The organism is Mycobacterium florentinum (assembly GCF_010730355.1).
GTDB classification, from domain to species: domain Bacteria; phylum Actinomycetota; class Actinomycetes; order Mycobacteriales; family Mycobacteriaceae; genus Mycobacterium; species Mycobacterium florentinum.
Genome location: NZ_AP022576.1, coordinates 3713282 through 3729651, shown reverse-complemented (window position 1 = coordinate 3729651; position 16370 = coordinate 3713282). Strand labels below are relative to the sequence as shown.

Here is a 16370-nt window from a genome sequence, read left to right as displayed (position 1 = left end):
GTCTTGCGAGGACATGCGGACGGTGCGATGGGCGCTCCGACCACGATCGAGTGCAATCGTAATCCACCAAACAGGGCCGCCGTGCACCGATTTTTGCACCCGATCGTTGCGGCTCTTGCGGTTTCACAGAGCAATTTTCCGAGATGACGAGACACTCTGAGCCGAGCGGTATCCGATTCAGCTCGCCGACATCGGCGGTTAAACTCCGATCCCCGGTCATTCACCCGCGGTCCATTCGGTAAGACCGCGATTTCGGCGGGGGTGAGTTGTCCCGATGTCGGTGCGGTTCGACCCGACGTCAATCGTCGCCGCGGAAAAACACGCCATCGGCCTGCAGCACTTGGCCGGTGCGCATATCCACGAAGCCGGGCACCAATCCCTTTAACATGAAACTCAAAGAATCCATGCGGTCGAGCGCCTCCTGAATCAGCATTCCGCCGTCATACAAGGGTTCGAAGGACAGCTCCAATTCCACGCCGACGCAACGCTCGCCGATCGTCGCTAGGCCACCGTCGATCACCTGCTTCTCGAACCCCTGCACATCGATTTTGAGGAACGCCACCTCGCTCGGCACCAGGACCTCGGCGGCAATCGAGTCGAGCCGGGACACGGTCACGTCTTCGGTGCCGATGTAATTTGCCCTGGGGAACGCGTCCCGATGTCGTTGCAGCATCGGCAGGATGGAGCTGCTCTCGCCGGCGTTGCCCGCGACATTCATCGAGACCGCCCCGTCGAAATCGCCGAGGGCACACTGCCGGCAATCCCAGGGCGGGAGCTTCGTGGCGCTGCGCCGCAGCCGGGCGAATGGCTCGGAGAGGGGTTCGAACGAGACGATGCGGGCGTCGAAATCCGCCTCGCGAAGGCGGCCGGCGTATTGCCCTGAATTAGCGCCGACATCGAGCACGACATCGACTCGGCGGGATTTGAGTTCGCTCACGAATTTGCGCCGCCACTCCGACTCGGAACGGTAGTTCTCCACCTCCTTTTCGGCGCGGTTCGCGATCCAATACAAACCCATTGCGTAACACTAACATTGGGTCGGCTAGCGAACTATGTGGTCAGCACGAACGCCATCCGCAATGGCCACGGTTGTCTGGCGAATCGCGATATGCCGCCCGAAGAGGTACGGATGGGTATATTTCGCATCGCCACGCGCATGTGCGTCAATGCAGCACCCGCATCACGCGCCACCGGAGACGCCCGTATTCAGGAGGGACCACCGCGATGGTAAGGCCGGCGGAAATCGCCCTCACCGTCACCCAATTGGGCACCCACATTGGCGCGCGCATCGATGGCGTGCGCCTCGGCGGCGATCTCGACCCGAGCGTGGTGGATCGGCTGCGCGCAGCGCTGCTGCAGCTCAGGGTGACTCACCACGTCCACGAACCTAGAACGGTTGCTGCTCATGGAGATAACCTCGGGTATCCGCGGCTCGGACTCGGATTGGTCCGCGGTCTTTCGCACGATGCTGCTCCGGTCCTGCGACAGGTGACGATATGAAACTCGACATTCACCTTCAGACCCACTCCGAGATCAACGTGCACGGTGGGCAGCGCTATGTCGATGCACCGAAGAGCGAAGTCATGCTTCGCTGTACGCAATCGCTCGTCACGTCGATCAATCGCGCGGAGGGCGACATCATCTTGCGGGTCTTCGACGATCACTCGTCCCCCGAGGTGCTGCCGACCCTGCACCGGATACTCGAAACCTGCGACCACCCGGTCGAATTCATCGCGCTCGATGACCGGGGATACAACGCGTCCTGCCTAGCCTCATTCTCCAGGGCGCGCGACGATGCGCGCGAGCTCGTCTATCTCGTCGAGGACGACTACTTGCACACCCCGTCGGCGATCCAGGAGATGTTCGACGTACACAAGCTTCTCCGGGACAAACTGGGCGGCCGGGAAGTAGCACTGCACCCCTATGACGACCCGGATAACTATCGGCACCCGATATTCAGCCGGGAGGACTGCCGAGTCGTATACGGCACCGAGCGGCACTGGCGGACGAACACGCACACCACCAACACATGCTGGATAGAGCTCGAGACGCTGGGACGAAATTGGGAGCTCTTCGAGTTGCTTGCCCGACACTCGAGCACGCCCTACGGCCAAGAGCACCACATCTTCGAGGCATCGACCATCAATACGATCTGGCGCGAGCAGGTTGCCCTCTTCACCCCGATACCGTCACTGGCACTTCATCTTCAGTACGAAGGACACAAGGACCCGTACCTCGACTGGACGCGATGGTGGGCGGCCGCGGCCTATTGATCGCGCTCCTCGAACAAATCGCAGTAGTTACGTTGGGCCGGCGACTTGAATTGCCGGTACACCTTGAAGCGGACCTCTCCGGCCAGCAGGCGCGCGAGAAACTGCTCAAGCCCGCCGAACAGATCGGCGTACTGCTCGTCGAGCACCGCCAGGCGGGCACCGGGCCGGTCCGCACGATTCGTGTGCACAATCCGCAGCGCAAGAACGGATAGCCGGTCGACGATGGTGCCGGGAGTTTCGGTGTGCAGCGGTGCGGTTGGATTCAGCTCCACGCCATCAAGCAGGCCGGCGTCGATGTCTTCGATGGCCGCGTTTCGCAGCGCGTTGACATTGTCGATGCGCCGCTTCTGGAGAGCCACCTCATGGTCGTCGGCGCCCGGTCGGCGGACGGCGTCTTCGTGATGCCACAGCGCAAAGTTCAGCGCATGCAGGTGCAGTGCCTTCGCCGCAATGTCCCCGCGATCCGGGGAATCTGGCGGCTCCTCCCGGTGCCACAACATGGCGATGTCGTAGAACTGGCGCACCGCGGCGACAAGATCTTCATTCGTCGAACCACCGAGCGCGCCGAGGTCGACGCCGTCATACGGGCGCCGCGGCCCGTCGCTTCGGTTAGACATGCTCTGCGACAAGGCTTTCCATCGCGTCGAGCACGTCTTCCACGGTGATCTCCGTCATGGAGCTCCTATCGACGTGCCGGTGCGGCCCGAATCTGAAACCCCACAGTTCAGGGCGGGTCGGCCCGAAAAGGCCGACGCCGGGCACCTTCGCCAGATCGGCGGCGTGCAGCATCGCCGAGTCGACACCCAGGAACAGATCCGCGTGCGCGACCAAGCCCATCGCGAGGTCGAGCGGCAGCCCGAGATGGGGAAAGACGCGATCGCGCTCACGCCCGACATTGAGTTCCTCGTCGCCCATCCCCACCACCCAGGCCACGAAGTCGCGGTGGCGCGACAAAAAGCGGTCCAGCACGTCGATGAATCTGGTTGCCGGCCATCGTTTCTCCGTCCAGCCCGCGTCGGCATGCACCACCAGCACCTTGACCCCGGCGGGCACGGCGGCGCGCATGGAGCGTGCCGCGTGTTGCACGGACGGCGCGAGAGGCACTGGCTGGTCGTAGCTTTCGAGCCGCAGCGACGGATCGAACAGCCGGGCCAATTTGAAGGTCAGGTCGGCCGCGTGCGGCAGATCTCTCGGGATGATGATGTCGTAGTCGTCGTCGGTCGGGAAACCGATGCTCGTGGTGGGAGCCAGGCGGCGCCACAGGGGCTGAATGAAAAGGTTCGACGGGACGTCCCACGGGACAGCGTTGATGAAGACGTCTACGGCGCCGATGTCGGCCACCAGGGCGTCGTAGTCGAGGGTTTGACTTGCTTCCCGCCCGATCGGAGGTCCGCCGGGGGCGATACCGGTGATGTCGATCAGGCGGGGGCTGACCGCGTGGAAGCAAAGGTCGAAGGCGATCTTGGGGCAGATCAACGTGATTGGGGCGGTGAACATTTCGGCCAGCGCCCGCAGCGTCGGCAGCGTCAGCAGCGCGTCCCCGATCAGCGTGGAGAAATACACCGCCGGGGTGCGTGCCCGCAGCAGGCCGGCAAGCATGTCGGGCTCGACGCTTGACCTGCGCCCACCTTGTAGAACAGTGATCTCGCTCAAACCCGACCAACCTCCAGCGAGAGCTTAAACGGCCGGGCCGTGGCGTCGCAGCACATCGCCATCACGCCGATCGACGAGCTCTTCCATCGCATCCAGGGCCGCCTCCACGGTGATATCGGCCATGGTGCTCATTTCGACGTGACGATGCGGCGCAAACCTGAACCCCCATGTCGCGGCGCGCGTGGGGCCGAAAAGCCCGACGCCCGGCACCCGCGCCAGATCGGCGGCGTGCAGCATGCTGGAATCTATCCCGACGAAAAGGTCTGCGGTTGCGACCAGGCCCATGGTGAGGTCGAGCGGCAGCCCGAGCTGCGCGAAGACGCGATCACCGTGGCGTCCCACGTTGAGCTCCTCGTAGCCCATCCCGACCACCCAGACCACGAACTCGGGGTGGCGCGACAAGAACCGGTCCAGCAGATCGATGAATCTGGTTACCGGCCAGCACTTCTCCGTCCAATTGCTGTCCGCGTGCACGACGAGCACCTTGGCCCCGGCGGGAGCCGCGGCCCGGGCCGATCGGGCTTGCTCCTGCACGGTCGCGGGTATGGGGAGCGGCTGCGCGTAGTTCTCGATGCGCAGCGACGGGTCGAATAGCTGTGCCAGCTTGAACGTCAGGTCCGCGGCGTGACACTCCCCCTTGGGGACGACGACGTCGTAAACACCGGCGGAGAACCCGATACTCGTCGCGGGTGCCAGGCGTTGCAGCAGCGGACGAATAAGCACGCTCGACAACGAACTCCACGGCAATGTGTCGATGAAGACGTCGACGGGACCGATCTCTGAGGCCAGTGCCTCGTAATCGAGAGGCCGCTCCGGTCGTCCCGGCAGTGGGGGCGGACCCGTCAGGGGAAGCCCGGTGACATCCACCAGCCGACGGCTTACCTCCCGGAAGCACAGGTCGAATGCGGCCTTGGGACAGATCAATGTGATTGGGGAGCTGAACATTTCGCCCAGCGCGCGCAACGTTGGCAGCGCCATTACGGCGTCGCCGACATTGGTGACGAAACAGACCGCGGGGTTTTCCGCCTGCAACAAATCGTTGAGCACGCTTCTCAAACCCGTTCAGTTGGAACCGAAGCGCTGTGCGAGCTCGTCGACCTGCGGCCAGGCTGGATCGTCGGAGTCGATGCGGTCCCGGGGCGCAAGCGCATGGTGCAGGAGTTGACGACCTCACGCGGATCGCGCAGAACGAATGCCACGATTGCGTCGGGTAAGCATCGCCGCGGGATGTCCAGCTTCATCGCATACCTCGGGTTCTTCTCGCCCCAGATCGCGCAGGGGCCGGCGATTTCGCTCATGACCGCCTGCGGGCCGGCCGGGTCGGCCATTTCCTGCGCTCGGTGCCGGTGGTCAGCCCGCACCTCGGCGGCCCCACGACGAACAGCTGCACCGGTTGACCGTATCCCCTGAACGCTAGCCCGCAGCCGAACGTCGTCTCGCCTAGTCCTCCCCGGTGATCTTCTGCAGCGAGTCGACGATTTCGGTCAGCTTTTCGAAGGTCGCCAGCTGGCTGGCCTCGATGCTCGCCGACGCTTCGGCGTTCGCCCTCATCAGCGCCTCGTTGATGCGCTCCTGCACCGTCTCGGCGCCCCGCCGCAACAGGCCGTCCTCGATGTTTACCTGCGTCACACACATGTCACCGTTGATGACCACCTCGACCGTCTCGGTTTCGTCCTTGGCGGTGAAGGAGCCGGTGCCCCTCTGCTTCAAGGCGCCCTCGAGGACGTCGCTGAATTTCTTGAATTCGCCCATCACCGCAGTGGCCTGCGGATGCTCGTGTGGTTGCACGTCAGATCATCCTTTGCGTCGGGGATCGCTGGCCTGCCTGGGCGAGTGCCTCGGCCACGCAGACTCTTAGTGTAAGGCGGCGCGCCGCACCACGAATGCAGTTAAATCCCTGTTCATCTTGGCATCCAGGCTCGCTGGGCCGGGACCGTCAGGAGCGGTCCCGGCGACCCGGAAGCGCGGCCAGGTAGCGGCTTTCGTCGGGCTGGGTAACCGGCTGGATCGGCAGTTGGCGGTGTCGTGGCGTACTGATGACGTTGTTGCGCAGGATTACCCGGTCCACGCCGGAATGCCGGCCCAGATAGGTCGTCGCGTGCGGCCACGCCACCTTCGACTCCGGCCCGACCTCCGCACCGATCAGGTCGGCGAATTCCTGGAAATGCGCTGCGAGCGTTACGGTTCCGCCCGCGGCCGCCGCACGGACGGCGAATTGCATGAAGGCGCGGGCATCACCCAGGTTGATGCTCGCGTCGACATCGTCGAACGGCATGTAGACCGGATACTTGCTCGCCGTTTCGCCCACCAGTACGCCCGCCGACCCGATCGGCAGCTGCCAGTGACGGCCGGAGACGACGGTCTGGCCCTGCAGCGCGGCACGCTGGCCACCGGATACCCGCGAAAACCCGCGCGGCCGTTTCGGCTTGTCGGCGGTGGTCAGCAGCACCGTGGACCGGGGCGCCTGCCCCGCGGCGATGCGGACCCGGGTGATGGTGTGATCGGCGGGCGCCGACCACCACACATCCGGGCCGCCGGGTGCGATGTAGGCGGCGGTGAAGTTGTCCTGCCCCTTGATCTTCGACCACTTCTCCCGCACGAAGCTGATCTCGGTGGCGTGGTCGAAATCGTCGAAACTGCGCGCACATTCGGCATCCACACCATGGCTGGCCAGCCGGTCGGCGATCCGTGTCGTCGACGCCACCAGGTAGCGGGCGATCCCTTTGGCCCCCTCATCGCGACGCCGGGCCGACGCCTGAGCGCGCCGTGGATCGGCGCGCATCACAATCCAGGTCCGGCGGTAGGCCGGCGCCGGATCACGGCCGATCACTTCCTGATACAGGCTGCGCGCCTCCGCGGATGCCGTGTTGCCGACCCGGAAGCCGGCCGACACGACATCGGCCTCCAGATCGGGACAGTGCACCGCAAGCAACTGCTCCAGCAGCCGAGTGTCGACCACGTCGTCGGTGTTGGCCTTCCCGTCGACTACGACCGTCGGGGTGAACGGCCGCGGAATGAGCTCGATGACCGCGACCAGATCGTCGCCTTGCCAGCGCACGGCCACGTGGTCGCCGGGCAGGACGGTGGCACCGACCTCGGCCTCCGAGGGGAGTTCGGGAGACCTGCGGTGTCGCAACAGCCAGGCGAACATCGCCACCACCCAGCCGGTGAGACGCCGGCCGCGGAAGGTGACGGTCGCGACCACAGCGCCGATCGCCACCAGCGTCGGGCCGGCCCAGTGGTATCGGGTGCCCATGAACAGCAGGATGCACAGCGGCGCGAGGGCAGCCGTCCACATCACGTGACCGCTGCTGAACCGGAGTCGTAGTGATCGCATGAGCTTCGTCAGCGCCGTTTCAGGGCTCGCCCGACCAACGCGGCCAATCCCAGCGCGACGATCAAACTCATGACCCCCATCGTGACAGCATCGATCGGCCCGTGATCGGGGCCCGGCACGGGCACCGGGGCTTGAATCGCTTTGACCGGATCCACCGGCGCCGGCGGACCGGGTGGGATGTCCCAGGTGAGCGCGGCGACCGCATCGATGATGCCCGCGCCGACGGAGTCGTCGACCCCGCCGCCGGGGTGGCGCGCGGTCGCGATGATCCGGTGCATGACCTGAGCCGGCGTCAGGTCGGGAAATTTCTGTCGCACCAGCGCCGCCAGACCGGACACGTACGCCGCGGCGAACGAGGTCCCGGCGATCGGCACCGGACCCTCCTTGCCCGACAACGCATCCACCGGGTCGCCGCCGGGGCCGAGCGCAATCACGTTGTCGGCGGCCGCCGCCACGCTCACCCATGGTCCGTGCATCGAGAACTCGCTCGGCGCTCCGTTTTGCCCGACGCCCCCGACGGTGAGCACCAGCGGCGCGTACCACGCGGGGGTGACGATCGTCTGAACCCCTTGCCAACCGCGGGGATCGGAGGGAATGGACGCGTCGGGCGGCGGATTCTGCTGGCAATCCCCACCCACGTTGCCGGCCGCGACGACGACGACCGCGCCCTTGACGTTGACCGCGTAGTTGAGCGCTCCGCCCAAGGTCGTCTCGTCGACCTGCTTCTTGGCCTTGAAACAGGCGGCCTCGCTGATATTGATCACGCCGGCGCCCAGATTCGCGGCGTGCACCACCGCGCGGGCCAGGCTGCGGACGGAGCCCGCGGCCGGCGTGGCGTTCGGGTCGCCTGTATCGGGCTGGGAATCCTTCGGCTCGAACGCCTCCGACGTCTGGCGCACCGAGACCAACCGCGCATCGGGCGCGACACCGACGAAGCCGTCCGTCAGCGAGGGACGCCCGCCGATGATGGACGCGGTGAGCGTCCCGTGCGAATCGCAGTCGGAGAGCCCGTTGCCGTCCTTGACGACGAAGTCGCCACCCGGCTCCGCGGGGACCCGTGGTGAGGCGTCCACCCCGGTATCGATCACGGCGACCGTGACTCCCGCGCCGGTCGCGAACTTCTGGGCCTGCGTGACACCGAGGTAGGTATTCGGCCATGGCGCATCGTGGAAATTGGTGCCGGGCAGCGACAACGGCGCCTTACAGACGCGCTTCTGTTCGAGCGGCTGATCGGGACCCGTCACATCGGGTGGTACCGCCGTCGAGTCAATCAAGGGCGGCGCAACCGCTACGGCGGGAGGTGCACTGACCATGGCTAGCGTCAATGCCACCGTGATCAGGAAGATACGGTGCACCGCCGGACGCTCCATTCGTCAGCCTGGTTTCGTGACCGCACTGTCCCGGTCGCGGGCCTGCGTGCATCTTAAGCTTTTCGGCCGCGGGGACAACGCGTTTCCCGCAACGCTGGCCACCGGGGGCCCGAGCAAATTCGCGAGCGGTTAGTGCCTGATCAAAGCACTATCGGCACATGCTTTTCCGCACACGCGTCCTTCACCGCCGCAACGACGTCCTGGGTACGTAGCGTTTGCAGATCCTCCACCGTCACCGACCCTTTGTCGACGCGATGCTGTGCGGCCACCCGCGAGTCCCGGAGCCGCTCCGCGCGCTCAACGACATTGCGCGCGAACCGACCGTTATGCATGGCGTCGATGCCGTGCTGGCCATCGGGCGCACGATAGCCGCGCAGCGTCGCGCACGCGGCTTTCAGCGCCTCGGCGGTCGCGGGATCGAGAACCGTGGCACGCGGTTTGCCGTAGCGGACGGCGATTTCCACCAACTCGTCGGGCGTATAGGACTCGAATCGCAGTTTGCGGTTGAACCGGCCCGCCAGACCCGGGTTCACGGTGAGGAATTCGTCGACTTCCTTCTCGTATCCCGCGCCGATGAAGCAGAAGTCGAACCGGTGCACCTCGAGCGCGACCAGCAGCTGGTTGACCGCCTCCATGCCGATCATGTCCGGCCGACCGTCCTGGTGGCGTTCGACCAGCGAATAGAACTCGTCCATGAACAGGATGCGGCCCAGCGACCGGTTGATCAGCTCGTTGGTCTTCGGTCCCGATGCGCCGATGTGCTCTCCGCAGAAATCGGCCCGCTTGACTTCGACGATCTCCGGATGCCGCACGATGCCCAGCCCGGCGTAGATCTTGCCCAGCGCCTCGGCGGTGGTGGTCTTACCGGTGCCGGGCGGACCGACCAACAGCATGTGGTTGGTCTGGTTGGCCACCGGCAGCCCCGCCGCCAGTCGCAGCGCCCGCACCTCGATCTGATCTTCCAGTTCGGCGACCGCGCGTTTGACGTCGGCCAATCCGACCTGGTTGTCGAGCAGCGCGCGACCCTCCTGCAGGAGTTCGGTGCGCCGCTCTTGGTGCTCCTCCTCCTGTCGCTGCTGCTCCGACAGCTCGGTGGTCACATCCCATTTGTTGCTACGAGAACTGATCGCGTCCTCATCGGTGACGACCAGTTGCAGCGCGGGATCGGCCAGCGCTTGCTTGGCGGGCTCGATCAATGCTCCGTTGATCGTGGCTTTGGACAACCAGATCTGCGCCTTGGGCTCCTCGCCGAGCTGGCGATGCGCCATTCCCCGCACGTAAGCAAGGTCGGCCGCGATCAACGGGAAGTCGGTGGGATCGACTGCGGTGACTACGGTTTCGAGGTGTTGACGCCGCGTCTCGGTCGGCCCACCGAACCCGGAGCGCAGCTCGACGCGGTCGGTCCATTCCAGCGCGACCCGCGCCTGGCCGAGATGCGCGGCGGCGTGCGCGGCCAGCGTGCAAGTGGCCGCGGTGACGGCCGACATGATGATGGCCTGCGGCGGCAAGATGGCCGCGGCCACCGCGATCACGTCCGGCCACCGTTGCGTCGCGAACATCAGGTAGGACTCGATGTACTGCTTCCACTGGTGGTTTTCCCAGGTATCCAGCAGCGTCGAATCCCCGAGCAGCGCTTCGGCTTTCTCGTATTGCCGATCGTCGATGAGGGCGCTTGCCAGCGCCAGGCCGGCGTGCGAGGCCTCGGTCACCGAAATCGACAGATACGGACCGGCTTTGATCGGTGCCGACAGGCGCGCCCCGATCCGGTTGGTCTCCCGGTGCAGCCGGCTGCCGTAGTTGTAAAGCTGTTCGACGGTCGACAACGCCTCGTCACCGGCGGCGATCCGGCCGAGCCAGGCGTCGGCCATCGACGGGTCGACTTCGGTTGCCTCCCGGAACCGGGCCGCGGCCGCGGTGACGTCGCTGTCGAGCAACGCCATCGCCGCGTCGAAATATTTACGCGCGGCGGCCGGCGTCGTGCTGCTGGTCATGGGGTATCCGCCGCTTCGAGATCAGGGGTTCGCAATGCCATCGGTTCCGACGATACGTATCGATTCTCGGCGCGGAACAGCTCGACTTCGACCGTGTGCAGGTGACCCTCCGCCGCGATCACGTCGACCGTCGCGGGACCCGTCTGGGTGATCAGCACATTCGCGGTCCCCCGGTAGGGCTCGCCCGGCCCTCCGATCGAAATGAGGGTGTTCGGTCGCGGCGCCGGCGACATGCTGCCGTCGACGATGCTGACCGTGGTGCCCGACACCGGCTTCGGCTGATCGGTCACGGCGATGTCCGGCATCCGAACACTGGCCCACCGCTGCATGTTTCGAGTGTGCACGGTGATCCGTTCGCCGGCACCGGCCAGGCGGATGATGAACCGCTTGGCCAGCGCGTCCTCCGCGGCGACGTGCACCCGGCTGAACTCCCCGGCGTCGTCGAGCGGCAGCAGCATGCGGTTGCCCCCGGCGACCTTGCCGAGCAGCACACCCGACGGTCCGATCGGCACGACCAGCGGGCCGCGCAGTGCGCCGCGACGGATGCCGCGCAGCCGCGGCAACGGACCGCACAGGCTGGCGGCGACGGCTTGGGCCTGCTCACCCCGCAGGGTCCGCAGCCGCATGCTCAACGACGCCGTCGGTGGTTGGGCGCTGCGCACGGTCACGGTGGCGGTCGCGGAGCCGTCGCTGAAAAGCGTGACGTTCTGCACGATCCCGTCGACGCGCGCCGACCACGCCTCCGCCAGTTTCTCCGACGTGATGTCCCCGGGCCGGTACCAATAGGTGGTCAACCAACCGCTGTCGCCGCGCACCGAGCGCCAGCGCCGATTCGAGGCGTCCAGCGCGGAGCGGCCCAGCCGCCGTTCCATCTCGACGATGTCGGTGGCCGTCGCGACCTTGGCGCGTATGCCGTGCTGGCGCAGTGCCGCACTGATCCGCTGGGCGGCGGCCAGCGTCGCGGTGCCCACCGAGGTGCGCCCGCGCAGCGCCTCGACATTGTCGAGGGCCGAGATGCGCACGATGAGCCAGGTTTCACGCCGGCCTGCATACGGCGGCGTACCGATCAACGTGTCGTACACGCGCGGGTAGTCACCGGTGTTGCGCCGGCGGGCTCCCGCGGTGACGACGCTGAGCGAATCCAGGGTGAGGCCGAGGGACTGGTGCAGCAGCGGCATCAGCTCGGTGATGTCGAACGAGTTGTCGGTGTAGGTTGCGGTCGACCCGGTGAACAACGTTGGGGTATGGGCCTTTCCGAGCACCTGGACCGCCGCTACCGCGACGCCGTCCTGGTAGCGGATACCACCGCCGGCCCGGTCATTGGCCACCGTGAGCGGCTCGGTCCACGCGATCGGCCGCCGCCGCCGCAACCACAGAATCAGCCAGGACCAGATCGGCTGGCCCCGCCACCGAATCACGCCGACGGCGATTCCGATCACCAAACCCGCTGCCGCACCGGGGTATCCACCCGCTGCCCATCCGACGAGGGCGGCGAGGAAGATCGCGACGATGATCGTCAGCTTCGTGGCGGCCGTCATCGCTCCCGCCGCGCTCGAACGATCAACGAGACCACCGCGATGGCCGCCGCCACCACGCCGGCAAAGACCAATGCCACGTTGCGGGCGCGGTGGTCGGGTGGCGCCGGCGGCGGTGCGGGATGGACGATGCGGCTCGCGGCCGACGGTGAAAGCCGTTCTCCCGGAGGCACATCGAATGTCAGTGCGGCCACCGGATCGACCACGCCGTAACCAACCTGGTTGTCGACTCCGCGGGGTGGATTGTGTGCGGTCTGCAGAATCCTGTTGATGATCTGGTGTGCGGACAGTCCCGGATACTTGGCCCGCACCAAGGCGGCCACCCCGCTGACGTATGCCGCGGAAAAGCTGGTTCCCCAGAACGGCATGTTCTTCTCGCCCGGGCGGATCGGCGGGTAGGCATTCGCCGGTCCGCCGGTTTCCGGGGACAACCCCATGACGCCGACGCCCGGTGCCGCCGCGGCCACCCAAGGCCCGGCCAGGCTCTTGTTGATCGGTGCGCCGGTGTTGTCGACCGCACCCACCGACAGCACGTAATCGGAGAACCAGGACGGCGACGACACCGTCTTGACCTGATGCCAGTCGCGCGGATCGGAAGCGTTGAGCGGGTCGAACGTCGGGTTCTGGGCGCAGCCGTCTTCGCTGTCATTGCCGGCCGCGGCGACGATCACCGCGTCCTTGACCGTGGCCGCGTACCAGACGGCGGCGCCGATGGCGCCCTGATCCAGCGGGTCGGCGGCCGAAACACACGCTGTCACACTGATATTGATCACCTTGGCGCCCATGTTCGCGGCATGCACGATGGCGCTGGCCAGTGTCGCGATGGTGCCGGCCTTCTTGCGTCCCTCGAAGTCGCCGCCGCCGGGATTCACCGGCTCGAACGCGCGCGAGGACTGCCGGATGGAGATGACGGTCGCGTGCGGGGCGACGCCGGCGACGCCGTCGGGAGCGCCCGGCGGCGGCGGTGGCACCTCGGGATCGTCGGGCTGGCCGGGCGCCGGGTCCCCAGGCCCGTTCGCGGGAGCGTCGGGTGGGGGCGGTGGCGGCGGCGGGGCCACCGTTTGGGTGATCGTCACCGGCGACGGCGGCGGCGCAGGCGCAGGCGGCGGCGGTGGTCCGCCGGGCGGCGGCGCACCCGCATCGGTCGGCGGTGGGCCCGCCGGTGGCGGGAAGGCCGGGGCGCTCGGCATCGGGGCGGGCATCGGAGTTCCTTGCGGCGCAGCGGCGATCAACGACGCCACGACGGTTCCGTGCGCGTCGCAGTCGCTCAGTCCGTCCCCGCCCATGATGTAGTCGCCGCCCGCGACCACCGGCAGCCGCCGACTGGGATTGATGCCGGTGTCGATGACCGCGACCGGCACCCCGTTCCCGGTCGAGTACTGCCAGGCCTTGCTGACATTGAGCATCGTGAACCCGGGCGCGGGCAGGGCCACGTTCGGATCGGCCACGGTGATCGTTCGTGCGCACGCGAAGGCCTGGCGCATCGGCTGGTCGGCCGCCGGCTTGCCGTCGGCCGGTACCCGGCCGGGATCGACAACCGGCGGCGGAATCGCTTGTGCTGCGGGAAGACCCGCTATCAAGACGACCAGCAGGCTCGTCAGCGCCAAGGCGGCTACCCGCCGGGTCAGTGCGCGAGCGGTGAACGCCGTCTGCGTCATCGCATGCGCACCCAGGTGAACAATCCGCCGATCCATGCGGCCAGCGGCAGGGCCGCGATGATCGCCGCTATCTCCACCCATTCGGCGGTCATCCGCACCAGCGGGGTGAACCGGGTGATCGGCACCAGCAGGGCGGCCAGCAGACCGGCCCCGCCGAAGACGGCCAGTACCAATGCTCCCCATAGCACGCCGTAGCCCGATGAAGTCGGCTCGTGCACAACGTATTTCAGGACCCCGACACACAACGCCGCCGCCGCGCCGCACACCAGGGCGATCGCCTGCCGCTTGTCGGCGAATGCCCGCCCCCGGCTGATGAAGATCACCACGAACAGTCCGGCCAGCGCGGCGGCCGGCATGCCGCGGTCCTGGCCCGGCATCAGCGTGGCCCACACCGCGAGGGGAAGGGCCAGGCCAGCGCCCGCACAGATCCCGGTCAGGACGTTGTTGGCGTGGACCGCCGCGAGCGCGATCTGGGCACCGCGCGCAGTGGTATCGGAATTGGCTTCCTCGTCGGCGCCCTCCTCGACGGGCGACACCGCGTCGGCCGGCAGACCCGCGCTGCGCCGGAACAAATCGCGGCCGGTGATCGACCCGAAGTACGGCGGGCGGATCCGCGCGACCCACAACGCGATCGTCGGGGCCATGGTCAGCAGCAGTAGCAGGGCGACAAGGGTGCACATTCCCAGCCATTGCGCCGGCACCGGCCACCACATCCGGGCCGCGGCGGCCGCGCCACCCAGTCCCAGCACGGTCACCACTGTCGCCGCCACATTGGCGTGACGCCCTGTCGCGGAGGTGATTCCGCAGGTCAATACCGCACCGGTCAGGGCCGCGATGAACGCGTGCGCGGCCCCGACATGCCCGGGCGCGCCGGACGCGAGGCTGACCGTGAGCAGCGGTACCGCAATCCAGCCGAGCCCGTCGACCATGTCGACGCGACCCGGCCACCAACGCCACACCGTGGTCACACCACCGGCGATCAGCAGGCCGGCCACGCCGGTCACGATGGTGGGCGTCAGGGAGTCAGTCGAGAAGCGTTGGCGCACAGCCAGTCCCATCAGGGTTAGGGAGACCATCGCCAGGATCACCAACGCGGTGTGCGCCGCGGTTTGCAGCGTCACCGGCTCGAACAGGCCCTTCCCGACCCGGGCCAGACCGGTGGACAACGACTCGTATTGCGGCTCGAACGATTCGCCCGCCACCGCGGGAACCAGGGTGAGTGTGGCGCCGTCTTCGACGCCGAGTTCGTCGAACGTCTTGGTGACGTCGAGCCGGACGCCGTTGGCCTTCTGGAGTTCGTATCCGACGCCGGGCTCGAGTCCGGTGAAGCCCCGGCGTTTGAGTTCCTCGTTGAGCAGCTCGACGACGTTGTCGATGAACGCCTCGATGGGCACCGAGGCCGGGTACACCTGCGAAACCAGGTGTTCTCCACACACCACCGCGACCGCACATCGGGCTGGAAACGAAACCTTACCCACGTACGGGGTCATTAACGCGGCCTGTCCGCATCTGGAATGTATTTGTCGGCCAATGCCGCGGTGATTTCGAATATGCGCAGGCGGGTTTTATTCTTCAGCTCATGCCGGGTATCGATAATCCCGCCTTTTGCGAGGAATGGGTCATACGGCATGAATTCGACCGTTGCGCCCGATTGTGCGAAGCGCTCGGTGAGATAAGTGCGCGACTCCCCGTCGTACTTGTCGCGACTATCGTTCAGGATGACCATGCTGCGAGACACCAGCTCGTGGTAGCCCATTGAGCGCAGCAAGTCGATCGCACGGGTCACCGGCAACGAGGTGTCGGCGGTGAGACCGGAAACGAACACCAGGGTGTCGCACGCGTCGAGCACCGCCTTCATCACGGGGTGCTCGAGGTCGTCGGAGGTATCCACCACGATCACGGTGTGGGTGCGCCGCAGCCGCGCCAGCACTCCGGAGAACATCGAGGCCACCAGCGGCCGCGGCTGATCCGACGCGCGGTTGCCGGCCAGCACGTCGAGTCCAAGGCTGTTCTGCCCCAAGTGTTCTCGGATGTCCGCGTAGCCCTGCACATCGGTGTCATTGAGGACGGCCGCGTAGTCACCCGGCGGGGATTCGTCGATCCGGCCGGCCAGCGTGCCGAAGCCTGGGGCGGCGTCGATCGCGACGACGTTCTCGGGCCGGCACTCCCGGAATACCGCACCGATGCAGGCGGTCATCGTGGTCTTACCGACGCCGCCCTTTCCCGAGACGACTCCGACCACGTACTGCTTGCGGATATGCCGTCGGATGCGCTCCTGCAATTCGCGATAGTGTCTCTCCGACGGCGATTCGCCGAAGTTGATGACGTGGCCCGACACCTGATAAAGGAATTTGCGCCAGCCGCCGCCCGGCGGAATTTTGCGCGGGGCGACCATATCGGAAATGCGTAATGTTCCGGATACTGAGTCTTGATTTTGGTACTGCGCGGCGGGCGCTTCTCGGCGAGTCGGTCCGCCCTGTTCCGGAGAATTGGATGAGCCCGTCCACGGGCTCGTCACGATGCCGATGCTATCATTTTGACACTGCCTTTCGA

At 66.5% G+C, this 16370-nt stretch carries 14 protein-coding genes and 1 pseudogene; 2 read left to right on the top strand and 13 right to left on the bottom strand.

What is annotated here, in order from left to right:
• Nucleotides 1-298: 298 nt before the first annotated feature.
• Entirely contained in the window at nucleotides 299-1012 is a 714-nt protein-coding gene (locus tag G6N55_RS17680; RefSeq protein WP_232078775.1) for an FkbM family methyltransferase, read from the bottom strand.
• A 212-nt stretch (nucleotides 1013-1224) separates the two neighbouring features.
• Between G6N55_RS17680 and G6N55_RS29865 the strand changes: the two are divergent.
• A pseudogene (locus G6N55_RS29865) lies at nucleotides 1225-1368 on the top strand (taurine catabolism dioxygenase); the annotation flags it as partial.
• Nucleotides 1369-1496: 128 nt separating this feature from the next.
• A complete protein-coding gene (locus G6N55_RS17670) occupies nucleotides 1497-2273 on the top strand; it encodes a hypothetical protein (RefSeq protein ID WP_085219565.1) in 777 nt (258 codons plus the stop codon).
• Here the strand turns inward: G6N55_RS17670 and G6N55_RS17665 are convergent.
• The 12 genes from G6N55_RS17665 to G6N55_RS17610 form a co-directional block, all read right to left on the bottom strand.
• On the bottom strand, nucleotides 2267-2890 hold the full coding sequence (locus G6N55_RS17665) for a DUF4254 domain-containing protein (protein ID WP_085219563.1): 624 nt from the start codon (nucleotides 2888-2890) through the stop codon (nucleotides 2267-2269). The genes G6N55_RS17670 and G6N55_RS17665 overlap by 7 nt on opposite strands.
• Nucleotides 2883-3926: a glycosyltransferase family 9 protein gene (locus G6N55_RS17660; RefSeq protein ID WP_139826634.1), complete on the bottom strand. Its 1044-nt coding sequence runs from the start codon at nucleotides 3924-3926 to the stop codon at nucleotides 2883-2885. The genes G6N55_RS17665 and G6N55_RS17660 overlap by 8 nt, the downstream gene beginning before the upstream one ends.
• Nucleotides 3927-3950: 24 nt before the next feature.
• Nucleotides 3951-4973: a glycosyltransferase family 9 protein gene (locus G6N55_RS17655; RefSeq protein ID WP_085219560.1), complete on the bottom strand. Its 1023-nt coding sequence runs from the start codon at nucleotides 4971-4973 to the stop codon at nucleotides 3951-3953.
• Between the two features lie 5 nt (nucleotides 4974-4978).
• On the bottom strand, nucleotides 4979-5350 hold the full coding sequence (locus tag G6N55_RS30370) for a sulfotransferase (RefSeq protein WP_085219558.1): 372 nt from the start codon (nucleotides 5348-5350) through the stop codon (nucleotides 4979-4981).
• A gap of 16 nt (nucleotides 5351-5366) precedes the next feature.
• Nucleotides 5367-5714, bottom strand: a complete 348-nt coding sequence (locus G6N55_RS17645) for a YbaB/EbfC family nucleoid-associated protein (RefSeq protein ID WP_232078774.1) — start codon at nucleotides 5712-5714, stop codon at nucleotides 5367-5369.
• 148 nt (nucleotides 5715-5862) lie between these two features.
• Nucleotides 5863-7263, bottom strand: a complete 1401-nt coding sequence (gene eccE, locus G6N55_RS17640) for a type VII secretion protein EccE (RefSeq protein WP_085219556.1) — start codon at nucleotides 7261-7263, stop codon at nucleotides 5863-5865.
• 8 nt (nucleotides 7264-7271) lie between these two features.
• Nucleotides 7272-8618 carry a type VII secretion-associated serine protease mycosin gene (mycP, locus tag G6N55_RS17635; protein ID WP_085219591.1) on the bottom strand — a complete coding sequence of 449 codons (1347 nt, stop codon included), beginning with the start codon at nucleotides 8616-8618 and terminating at the stop codon, nucleotides 7272-7274.
• A 155-nt stretch (nucleotides 8619-8773) separates the two neighbouring features.
• A complete protein-coding gene (eccA, locus tag G6N55_RS17630; protein ID WP_085219554.1) occupies nucleotides 8774-10624 on the bottom strand; it encodes a type VII secretion AAA-ATPase EccA in 1851 nt (616 codons plus the stop codon).
• Nucleotides 10621-12162: a type VII secretion protein EccE gene (eccE, locus tag G6N55_RS17625; protein ID WP_085219552.1), complete on the bottom strand. Its 1542-nt coding sequence runs from the start codon at nucleotides 12160-12162 to the stop codon at nucleotides 10621-10623. The genes eccA and eccE (G6N55_RS17625) overlap by 4 nt, the downstream gene beginning before the upstream one ends.
• Nucleotides 12159-13817 (bottom strand): type VII secretion-associated serine protease mycosin, encoded by a 1659-nt coding sequence (gene mycP / locus G6N55_RS17620; protein WP_085219550.1) that lies wholly within the window; start codon nucleotides 13815-13817, stop codon nucleotides 12159-12161. The genes eccE (G6N55_RS17625) and mycP (G6N55_RS17620) overlap by 4 nt, the downstream gene beginning before the upstream one ends.
• Nucleotides 13814-15307 carry a type VII secretion integral membrane protein EccD gene (gene eccD, locus G6N55_RS17615; RefSeq protein ID WP_085219548.1) on the bottom strand — a complete coding sequence of 498 codons (1494 nt, stop codon included), beginning with the start codon at nucleotides 15305-15307 and terminating at the stop codon, nucleotides 13814-13816. Before eccD ends, mycP (G6N55_RS17620) begins: the two co-directional genes overlap by 4 nt.
• A complete protein-coding gene (locus G6N55_RS17610; protein WP_232078773.1) occupies nucleotides 15307-16335 on the bottom strand; it encodes a MinD/ParA family ATP-binding protein in 1029 nt (342 codons plus the stop codon). Before G6N55_RS17610 ends, eccD begins: the two co-directional genes overlap by 1 nt.
• Nucleotides 16336-16370 lie beyond the last annotated feature (35 nt).